This is a genomic window from Rhodococcus sp. P14 (genome assembly GCF_000256505.1).
Lineage (GTDB): Bacteria > Actinomycetota > Actinomycetes > Mycobacteriales > Mycobacteriaceae > Rhodococcus > Rhodococcus ruber.
In genome coordinates, this window is record NZ_AJFC01000168.1 from 1 (window position 1) to 9,623 (window position 9,623).

At 72.0% G+C, this 9,623-nt stretch carries 9 protein-coding genes; 7 read left to right on the plus strand and 2 right to left on the minus strand.

Annotation, left to right across the window (positions count from 1 at the left end):
• Window positions 1-2: 2 nt before the first annotated feature.
• Genes OEY_RS0112215 through OEY_RS0112225 form a run of 3 tightly spaced genes read left to right on the plus strand, consistent with a single transcriptional unit; the run spans window position 3 to window position 3,149 of the window.
• Window positions 3-893 carry an AAA family ATPase gene (locus tag OEY_RS0112215; RefSeq protein WP_010594155.1) on the plus strand — a complete coding sequence of 297 codons (891 nt, stop codon included), beginning with the start codon at window positions 3-5 and terminating at the stop codon, window positions 891-893.
• Between the two features lie 8 nt (window positions 894-901).
• Entirely contained in the window at window positions 902-2,017 is a 1,116-nt protein-coding gene (locus OEY_RS0112220; protein WP_010594156.1) for a vWA domain-containing protein, read from the plus strand.
• On the plus strand, window positions 2,010-3,149 hold the full coding sequence (locus OEY_RS0112225; RefSeq protein ID WP_010594157.1) for an XdhC family protein: 1,140 nt from the start codon (window positions 2,010-2,012) through the stop codon (window positions 3,147-3,149). Before OEY_RS0112220 ends, OEY_RS0112225 begins: the two co-directional genes overlap by 8 nt.
• Before the next feature lie 11 nt (window positions 3,150-3,160).
• Here the strand turns inward: OEY_RS0112225 and OEY_RS0112230 are convergent, their stop codons facing one another.
• Both OEY_RS0112230 and OEY_RS0112235 read right to left on the minus strand, forming a co-directional pair.
• On the minus strand, window positions 3,161-4,627 hold the full coding sequence (locus OEY_RS0112230) for an aminotransferase class I/II-fold pyridoxal phosphate-dependent enzyme (protein ID WP_010594158.1): 1,467 nt from the start codon (window positions 4,625-4,627) through the stop codon (window positions 3,161-3,163).
• 38 nt (window positions 4,628-4,665) lie between these two features.
• Window positions 4,666-5,127: a DUF6098 family protein gene (locus tag OEY_RS0112235; protein ID WP_010594159.1), complete on the minus strand. Its 462-nt coding sequence runs from the start codon at window positions 5,125-5,127 to the stop codon at window positions 4,666-4,668.
• Window positions 5,128-5,325: 198 nt separating this feature from the next.
• Between OEY_RS0112235 and OEY_RS0112240 the strand changes: the two genes are divergently transcribed.
• From OEY_RS0112240 to OEY_RS0112255, 4 genes are all read left to right on the plus strand, one after another.
• Window positions 5,326-5,829, plus strand: coding sequence for a (2Fe-2S)-binding protein (locus OEY_RS0112240; protein ID WP_003938697.1), 504 nt, complete (start codon window positions 5,326-5,328; stop codon window positions 5,827-5,829).
• Window positions 5,826-8,213 carry a xanthine dehydrogenase family protein molybdopterin-binding subunit gene (locus OEY_RS0112245; RefSeq protein ID WP_010594160.1) on the plus strand — a complete coding sequence of 796 codons (2,388 nt, stop codon included), beginning with the start codon at window positions 5,826-5,828 and terminating at the stop codon, window positions 8,211-8,213. The genes OEY_RS0112240 and OEY_RS0112245 overlap by 4 nt, the downstream gene beginning before the upstream one ends.
• Window positions 8,210-9,067, plus strand: coding sequence for an FAD binding domain-containing protein (locus OEY_RS0112250; protein ID WP_010594161.1), 858 nt, complete (start codon window positions 8,210-8,212; stop codon window positions 9,065-9,067). The genes OEY_RS0112245 and OEY_RS0112250 overlap by 4 nt, the downstream gene beginning before the upstream one ends.
• Before the next feature lie 22 nt (window positions 9,068-9,089).
• A partial coding sequence (locus tag OEY_RS0112255) for an SRPBCC family protein (protein WP_010594162.1) occupies window positions 9,090-9,623 on the plus strand: 534 nt, incomplete at its 3' end.

Genomic DNA, 9,623 nt, shown 5'->3' on the forward strand with positions numbered 1-9,623 from the left:
CCATGACGGCAACGGCGGCGATCGGCTCACCGGCGGAGCTGACGCGGGCACTGGACACCACCGGGTACCTCGCCGACGACGGGCTCGCGACGGTGGCGTTCCTGGCGCTGCGCATGGGCCGCCCGCTGTTCTGCGAGGGGGAACCCGGCACCGGCAAGACGTCGCTGGCCGTCGCCCTCGCCGACGCGCTGGACCTGCCGCTGATCCGGTTGCAGTGCCACGAGGGCATCGACGCGTCCCAGGCCCTCTACGACTGGGACTTTCCCCGGCAGCTGCTGCACCTGCGCACCCTCGAAGCCGCGAGCGGCGGCCGGCTCGAGGCCGAGGAGGCGGAGCGCTCGCTGTACACCGAGCGGTTCCTGCTCGCGCGGCCCCTGCTGCAGGCGCTCACCGACGCGCCGTGCGTGCTGCTCGTCGACGAGATCGACCGGGCCGACGACGAATTCGAAGCCTTCCTGCTGCAGGTGCTCGACGAGAACGCCGTCACCATCCCCGAACTCGGACAGGTGCGGGCGCAGACGCCGCCGCTCGTGGTGCTCACCTCGAACCGCACCCGCGAGGTGCACGACGCCCTCAAACGCCGCTGCCTGTACCACTGGCTCGAACACCCCGACCTCGCGCGGGAAGTGGAGATCCTGCGCCGCCGCATCCCGGGCATCGACGAACACCTCGCGGCGCAGGTCGCCCACGCCGTGCAGGCCATGCGCGGGATGGACCTGCTCAAACCACCCGGGGTCGCGGAGTCGCTGGACTGGGCACGAGCGCTGCGGGAACTCGACCGCGACGTGCTCGACGCGACGACCGCGGCCGCGACCCTCGGTGCCGTCCTGAAGTACCGGGAGGACCTCGACCGAGTGGTCCGCACCGGGCTCGACCGGCTCCTGACGGGGTGACAGCGGCGATGACGACGACCACCGACGCCGGGGGTTCCCTCGTCGGACTCACCGGCTTCACCCGCGCCCTCGCCGCGGCCGGCCTGTCCGTCGCCTCGGACGCCACCGTGGCCTACCTGCGCGCCCTGCGCGAGATCGACCTCGGCGACCGCCGTCAGGTGTACTGGGCCGGGCGCGCCACCCTGTGCCACGACCCCGACGACATCCCCCGCTACGACCTCGCGTTCGAGAGCTGGTTCGGCGGAACGGCACCCGACGTGACGTCGCCGCGCACCCGCACTCCGCGCCGGGCCCGCATCGCGGGCCTCACGCCCTCGGGAGGCGACGAGACCGCCGGCGGCGGCCCCGAACTGCGGGTCGCCGCGGACGACACCGACGTGCTCCGCCGGCGCGACATCGCGGAACTGACCGACGCCGAGCGGGCACACCTCGCGGAACTGATCGCGACGCTGCATCCTCGGCCGCCCACCCGTCCGGCGATGCGGCTGCGCCCGTCGCGCCGGGGCCGCATCGACCCGCGCCGCACGGTGCGCCGGATGCTCGCGGCCGGCGGCGAACCCGTCCGGCCGAGCCTGCACGGCAGGGCGACCCGGGCGCGCCGCGTGGTGCTGCTGCTCGACGTCTCCGGCTCGATGAGCCCGTACGCGGACGCGCTGCTGCGTTTCGCGCACGTGGTGACCCGCGCCGATCCCGCCCACACCGAGGTGTTCTCCCTCGGCACGCGCCTGACGCGGCTCTCGCGCGCGCTGCGGGCCCGCGACCCGGAACGCGCCCTCGCCGCGGCGGGCCGGGCGGTCCCCGACTGGGCGGGCGGCACCCGGCTCGGCGAGACCCTGCGGGCCTTCCTGGACCGGTGGGGCCGGCGCGGGCTCGCGCGCGGCGCCGTCGTGGTGATCTTCTCGGACGGGTGGGAGCGCGGCGATCCGGCCCTGCTCGCCGAGCAGCTCGCGCAGTTGCGCCGGCTCGCCCACGCCGTGCTGTGGGTCAATCCGCACGCCGGGGCGGCCGGCTACGAGCCGGTGCAGTCCGGCATCGCGGCCGCCCTGCCGCATCTCGACCGTCTGCTCGCGGGGCACAGCCTCGCGACGCTGCAGGAACTGCTGGAGGAGGTCCACCGTGCGTGAAGTTCTCGACGAACTCGACCGTCGCTACCGGGCCGGTGACACCGTCGCCCTCGGAACCGTGGTCTCGACGTTCCGGTCCGCGCCCCGCGCACCGGGCGCCGCGATGCTCGTCGCCGGGGACGGCACGGTGACCGGCAGCGTCTCCGGCGGTTGCGTGGAAGGCGCCGTGTACGAGCTCGGGCAGCAGGTGCTCGACGACGGTGTGCCCGTGTTGCAGCGGTACGGCGTGTCCGACGACGACGCCTTCGCCGTCGGCCTCACGTGCGGCGGCATCATCGACGTGTTCGTCGAACGGGTGGATGCCGCCACGTTTCCCGAGCTGGGTGAAGTCGTCGCGTCGATGCGGGCCGAGGAGGCCGTCGCGGTCGCCACCGTCACCGAGCATCCCGATCCGGCATGGGTGGGGCGTCGCCTGGCGGTGTGGCCGGATCGCGCGCGCGGGTCGCTGGGGTCGGCGCGGGCGGACGACGCCGTCGCCGACGACGCGCGGGGCCTGCTCGCCGCGGGCCGGACCGCGACGCTGCACTACGGGCCCGACGGGCAGCGCCGCGGCGAGGGCATGTCGGTGTTCGTCCACTCCTTCCAGCCGCCGCCGCGGCTGCTGGTGTTCGGCGCCATCGACTTCGCGGCCGCCATGGCGCAGCTCGGCTCGTTTCTCGGCTACCGCGTGACGGTGTGCGACGCCCGGGGCGTGTTCACCACCGCCGCCCGGTTCCCCGCCGCCGACGAGGTGGTCGTGGACTGGCCGCACCGCTACCTCGCCGCCGAGGCGGCCGCGGGTCGCGTGGACTCGCGCACCGTGGTCACGGTGCTCACCCACGACCCGAAGTTCGACGTGCCGCTGCTCGAGGTGGCATTGCGGCTCGACCTGGCCTACGTGGGCGCGATGGGCTCGCGGCGCACGCACGAGGACCGGTCGGCGCGCCTGCGTGCGGCGGGGATGACGGACGACGAGCTCGCGCGGCTGTGCTCTCCCATCGGCCTGGATCTCGGGGCGCGCACACCGGAGGAGACCGCGGTGTCGATCGCGGCCGAGATCATCGCGCTGAAATGGGGTGGCCGGGGCGAGCACCTCGCCCGCACCGCAGGCCCGATCCATGCCCACGAGGACACCGCGGTGCCGGGGCCGTAGGGCCGCGGCGGTCAGTTCTCGGCGACCACCCGGAACTGCTCGAGCGAGGTGTCGGTCGCATCGGGAATCGTCATCCCGGCATTCACGCCGCTGCGCAGATAGTCGACGACGGCGTCGTCGAGCCGCTCACCCGGCACGACGGCGGGAATGCCCGGCGGGTAGGGGGTGATCTGCTCGGCAGCGATGCGCCCGGCGGCCCGGTCCGCGTCGACCATCTCCGCCTTGCCGAAGAACGCGTCGCGCGGCGACATCACCGAGTCGAGCTGCAGTTCATCGGGGCTCGGCAGAGACATCTCCGGCGGCGGATCGAACGACTCCGCGGCCTGCGACAGCGACTCGAGCGCCGAGACGAGCCGATCGGTGGTGCTCTCGTCGTCGGCCATGGACAACGTCGCCAGGATGCGCCGGTGATCGGTCATGCCGAGGTCGAGCCGGCAGTGCTCGCGCAGCCAGTCGCTGCACTGGTAGCCGGAGACGCCGAGCTCGCTCACGTCGATCAGCACCTGCAGCCGATCCAGGTCGTGCGAGGCCTCCTCGCCGAGCAGCCGGTCCTCGAGGACGGCGAGACCGTCGATCCCGGCGATCCGCTCACGGGTCCGCCGGGCCAGGTGCAGGGCGTCGCCGAGCAGTTCGGTGCCGTGCTCGACCATCTGGCGGCGCCACCCGTCGATCGCGGTGTAGATCATCACGTTCGGGCTCGTCGTCATCAGCAGGTCGGCGCAGGCCGACAGGTGCGCGCCGTCCACCAGGTCGCCCTGCAGGTGATAGACCGATCCCTGCTCGAAACCGGCACCCATCTTGTGGACACTGACGACACAGATGTCGGCGTCGGCGTCCATCGCCCAGGTGGGCAGGTCGTCGTGGAACGGCAGGTGCGCACCCCACGCCTCGTCGACGATGAGGGGCTTGCCCCGCTCGTGACAGACGTTCGCGATGCCCTCGATGTCGGCGCACGTGCCGTAGGGACTGGGACTGACGATCAGCGCGCCGGCCGCGTCCGGGTACTTCTCCCACGTCTCGCGCACCTGTTCCGGCGACGGCGGATGCGAGAAGTGCATCTCCTCGTCCCAGCGGGGCGTGATCCAGCGGGGCGTGACGCCGCTGAAGATCAGACCGGCCACGATCGACTTGTGCGAGTCCCGGCCGACGAGCAGTCCCCCCGGGTCGTTGCCCGCCACCGCCATCATCGCGGCCTTGACCGACAGCGAGCTTCCGCAGGTGGAGAAGAACGCCTGCTGCGCTCCCACCGCCTCGGCCATGAGCTGCTCGGCCCGCGACAGGTAGCCGTTGCGCGACCTGCGGTCGTCGAGGCCGCCGGAGGCGAGCACGTCCGAGCGGAAGGGGTCGAGCCCGAGCACCTTCTTCACCCGCGGGTCGGCGCCGCGCCCCTGGCGGTGGCCGGGCGGGGAGAACCCGTAGCGGTCGAGTCGGTGGTACTGATCCAGCGCATCCAGCATGGGAGTTTCGGACTGGTCCATTCCCGACGGGTACCCCGCGCGCGCCCCCGCGACGCGGGTCAGCTTCGCGAATCGTTCCCGACGCGGAACCGGGTCCGGTAGCACTCGGCCGCCTCGTCGAGCATCTCGTCGGACAAGCGCGCCAGCGGGCGGGCGCGCACGACGAGCGGTTCGTGGTCCGGTCCCTCGCCGACCACCGTGCCGGTCAGCAGCCACGCGAATCGGCCGCTCTCGCGGCCCAGCTCGGCGTACTTGCGGATCCGGCGCGCCACCCAGTCGACGGCGGGCCGCGGCCACCACGGCTCCGGGACGATCCTGGTCACCGACAACCCGGGCAGTGTCACGTCGGCCTCGTAGTCCCGGCTCGGGCCCTTCCGCGCATCGCTGTCCGGTCCCTTCGAGTACCGCAGGTAGATCTCGGAGTCGTGGGACATCACCAGGTCCGTCAGTTCCGCCAGGCTGCCGACGACGGGCAGGTCCCGGCCGGCGCCTCGCTCGACGATCTCCTCCACCGTGGTCACCTCTCACCTCCGCCTGTCGTTCTCCGACGAACGTGTCCGTGCGGATTCCCTCGTCCCGGTCGTCGCAAACGCGGGAACGAGGTTGATCCGCCACCGATTCGGCGAATCGGCGTGTTCGGTGGTCACCGTTGGAGCACAGTGTCAGTGAACACTTCTCGACGATCTTGGATCCCGGATGTTCCCGGCATTGGAGGCCCGATGCGCATCACTGTCACCGTCGACGGGACGGCCTACACGGACGAGGTGGAACCGAGGCTGCTGCTCGTGCACTATCTGCGCGAGCGGCTCGGCAAGGTCGGCACCGTGGTCGGCTGCGACACCAGCAACTGCGGCGCCTGCACCGTGCATCTCGACGGCCGCAGCGTCAAGTCCTGCTCGGTGCTCGCCGTGCAGGCCGACGGTTCGGAGGTCACCACCGTCGAAGGCCTGTCCCGCGACGGCGTGCTGCACCCCGTCCAGCAGGCGTTCCACGACAACCACGCCCTGCAGTGCGGCTACTGCACGCCCGGCATGATCATGTCGACGATCGACCTGCTCGAGGAGAATCCCGATCCCGACGAGCAGGAGGTGCGGCTCGGCCTCGAAGGCAACCTGTGCCGCTGCACCGGCTACCAGAACATCGTGAAGGCGGCACTGGACGCGGCGCAGAAGGCCCGCGCCGCCGAACTGCAGACCGACGCGGCCGCAGGAGGCGGACGATGACCAGTACCGTCGAACCGGAGATCGGCCAGGCGCGGCGGCGCAAGGAGGACGAGCACCTCGTCACCGGACGCACCCGCTGGACCGACAATCTCGTCCTCCCCGGGATGCTGCACATGGCGATCCTGCGCAGCCCGTTCGCCCACGCCCGCATCACCTCGATCGACACGTCGGAAGCCCGGCAGAGGCCCGGCGTGGTGGCGGTGCTCACCGGTGCGGACGCCTCACCGGAGCAGGGCAGCCTGCCGTGCGCGTGGGTGATCACCCCCGACATGAAGATCCCGCCCGCGCCGTCCCTGGCCGTCGACACGGTCAACTTCGCCGGGGAGGCCGTCGCCGTCGTCGTCGCGCGCAGCGCCTACGAGGCGCACGACGCCCTCGAGGCGATCGACGTGGACTACGACGACCTGCCCGTGGTCCTCGACCTGGCGGACGCGGCCCGCGACGGCGCCGACCTCGTGCACCCGGACCTCGGCACCAACGTCAGCGCGACGTGGACGTTCGATTCCGCCGAGGCCGGTACCGGGGGCGACGTCGAGCAGGCCATCCGGGACGCCGAGGTGGTCGTCGAGCGTACGTTCCGGCAGCAGCGGCTCATCCCGGCGTTCATGGAGCCGCGCTCCGTCGTGGTCGACCCGACCGGCCCGCAGATCACGGTGTGGTCGGCCACGCAGGTCCCGCACATCCTCAAGATCATGCTGGCGATGACGCTCGGCATCCCCGAGCACAAGCTGCGGGTGATCGCCCCGGACGTCGGCGGTGGTTTCGGCGGCAAGCTGCAGGTGACGCCGGAGGAGCTGCTCGCCCTGCTCGTCGCGCGCCGGCTCGGGAAACCGGTGAAGTACACCGAAACCCGCAGCGAGTCGATGGTCGCGGCGCATCACGGCCGCGACCAGATCCAGAAGCTCACCCTCGCCGCGCGCCGCGACGGCACCGTCGTCGGCCTGAAGGTGGAGCTGCTGGCCGACATGGGCGCCTACCTGCGGCTGGTCACGCCGGGTGTACCGATCCTGGGTGCGTTCATGTTCAACGGCATCTACAAGTTCGGCGCCTACCACTTCTCCTGCACCAACGTGTTCACCAACAAGGTGCCCACCGACGCCTACCGCGGGGCGGGCCGGCCGGAGGCGACGTTCGGAATCGAACGCATCATGGACGAACTCGCCGCCGAACTGTCGATGGATCCGCTCGAGCTGCGAGCGAAGAACTGGATCCGGCACGAGGAGTTCCCGTTCGACACCGTCGCGGGCCTGACGTACGACTCGGGCAACTACGAGGCCGCCACCGCGAAGGCCCGCGACCTGTTCCACTACGACGAGCTGCGCCGTGAGCAGGAGGAACGCCGTCGCCGGAACGATCCGGTCCAGCTCGGCATCGGGGTGTCGACCTTCACCGAGATGTGCGGCCTGGCGCCCTCGCGGGTGCTCGGCTCGCTCAACTACGGGGCGGGCGGCTGGGAGCACGCCGCGATCCGGATGCTGCCCACCGGCCGGGTCGAGGTGGTCACCGGCTCGTCGTCGCACGGGCAGGGGCACGAGACGGCGTGGAGCCAGATCGTCGCCGACCGGCTCGGCGTGCCGTTCGAGGATGTCGAAGTGCTGCACGGCGATACGCAGACCTCCCCGCGCGGGCTGGACACCTACGGATCCCGGTCGCTGGCCGTGGGCGGCGTGGCGGTGGTCAAGGCCGCGGAGAAGGTGATCGCGAAGGCCCGTCCGATCGCGGCGCACATGATGGAGTGCTCGGAGGACGACCTCGAGTTCGCCGAGGGCCGGTTCCGGGTCCGCGGCACCGAGAAGGCCGTGGGCATGAGCGACATCGCGCTCGCGGTGTTCACCGCCGCGGACCTGCCCGAGGGCATCGAACCCAACCTCGATTCCGAGGCCACCTACGACCCGGACAACTTCTCGTTCCCGCACGGCACGCACCTGTGCGCCACCGAGGTGGACACCGAGACCGGGCAGGTGCGTATCCGCTCGTACGTGTGCGTCGACGACGTCGGGCACGTCGTCAACCCGCTCATCGTGGAGGGCCAGGTGCACGGCGGCCTCGCCCAGGGCATCGCGCAGGCTCTGTACGAGGAGGCCGTGCACGACGAGTCCGGCACCCTGCTCAGCGGCTCGTTCGCCGAGTACCTGCTGCCGTCGGCCGCGGACCTGCCGACGTTCACCACCGACCGCACCGAGACCCCCGCGACCGGAAACCCGCTGGGCGTCAAGGGGGTCGGTGAGTCCGGCACGATCGCCTCCACGCCGGCGGTGGTCAACGCCGTCCTCGACGCCGTGCGCCATCTCGGCGTGCGGGACATCGAGATGCCGTGCACGCCGATGCGGGTGTGGCACGCCGTCGAATCAGCTCGGAACTCGGCTCAGGGAGGCGTCCGATGATCCCGTCGACGTTCGACTACGTCGCGCCCACCACCGTCGACGAGGCCGTCGCCGCCCTGGCCTCGGCGGGGGAGGACGCCAAGATCATCGCCGGGGGGCAGTCCCTGATGCCGGTGCTGCGGCTGCGGCTGGCGGCCCCCACCACGCTCGTCGACCTCGGACGGGTCCCGGAGTTGCGGGGTGTCCGCGAGGACGGCGGCGACCTGGTGATCGGGGCGATGACCACGCACCACGACGTGATCCACGATCCACTCGTGCGGGAGCACGCCCGGTTGCTCGCCGAGGCCACGAGCACGGTGGCCGACCCCCAGATCCGGCACCGGGGCACCCTCGGCGGGGCTCTGGCCCACGCCGATCCCGCCGGGGATCTCGGCGCGCCGGTGCTCGCGCTCGAGGCGACCCTTGTCGCGGCGGGACCGTCGGGGCGGCGCAGCATCCCCGTCGCGGACTTCTTCGACGACTACTTCACCACCACCCTGCAACCCGATGAGATCCTCGTCGAGGTGCGGATCCCCAAGCGCACGGGATGGGCGGCGCGGTACGAGAAGTTCAACCGGGTGGCGCACGCCTGGTCGATCGTCGCGGTCGCCGCCACCGTGCAGACGGACGGCGGCACGATCCGGCAGGCCCGGGTGGCGCTGACCAACATGGCGGCCGTGCCGGTCCGCGCGCACGCCGTCGAGCAGGCACTCGTCGGGCAGCCCGCGACGGCCGACACCATCCGGGCCGCCGCCGAGCGGGCCACCGAGGGCACCTCCCCCATGAGCGACGGCAACGCCGACGCCGACTACCGTCGCCAGCTCGCGCGGGTGCTCACGCGCCGTGCGGTGTCGACGGCAGCGGACGTCGCCTGAGCAAACACTGGAGACGAAAACCATGCAACTCGAACACCACATGTCCGTGCCGGCACCCGTCGACGAGGTGTGGACGGCACTGCTCGATCCGGAGAAGGTGGCACCCTGCATGCCCGGGGCCACCCTCACCGGCGTCGACGGCAACGCCTTCACCGGCACGGTGAAGATCAAGATGGGGCCGGTGCAGCTGCTGTACAAGGGCACCGGCAAGTTCGTCGAGACCGACGAGCAGGCGCGTCGCGCGGTCATGGAGGCCGCGGCGAAGGACTCGCGCGGCAACGGCACCGTGAACGCGACGTTCACGATCACGCTCACCGGCGACGGCGACCGCACCGAAGGCACCGTCGTGACCGACCTGTCCATCACGGGCAAGCCCGCCCAGTTCGGCCGGGGCATGATCTCCGACGTCGGCGGCAAGATCATCGAGCAGTTCACGGCGTGCCTGGCGGACAAGCTCGGCGGCCCGCCCGCCGCCCCGGCCCCGGCCCCGACGCCGGAAGCGGTCACACCCGCCGCGCCCGCCGCACCGGCGGGCGCGCCGGGGGCCCCCGCCCCC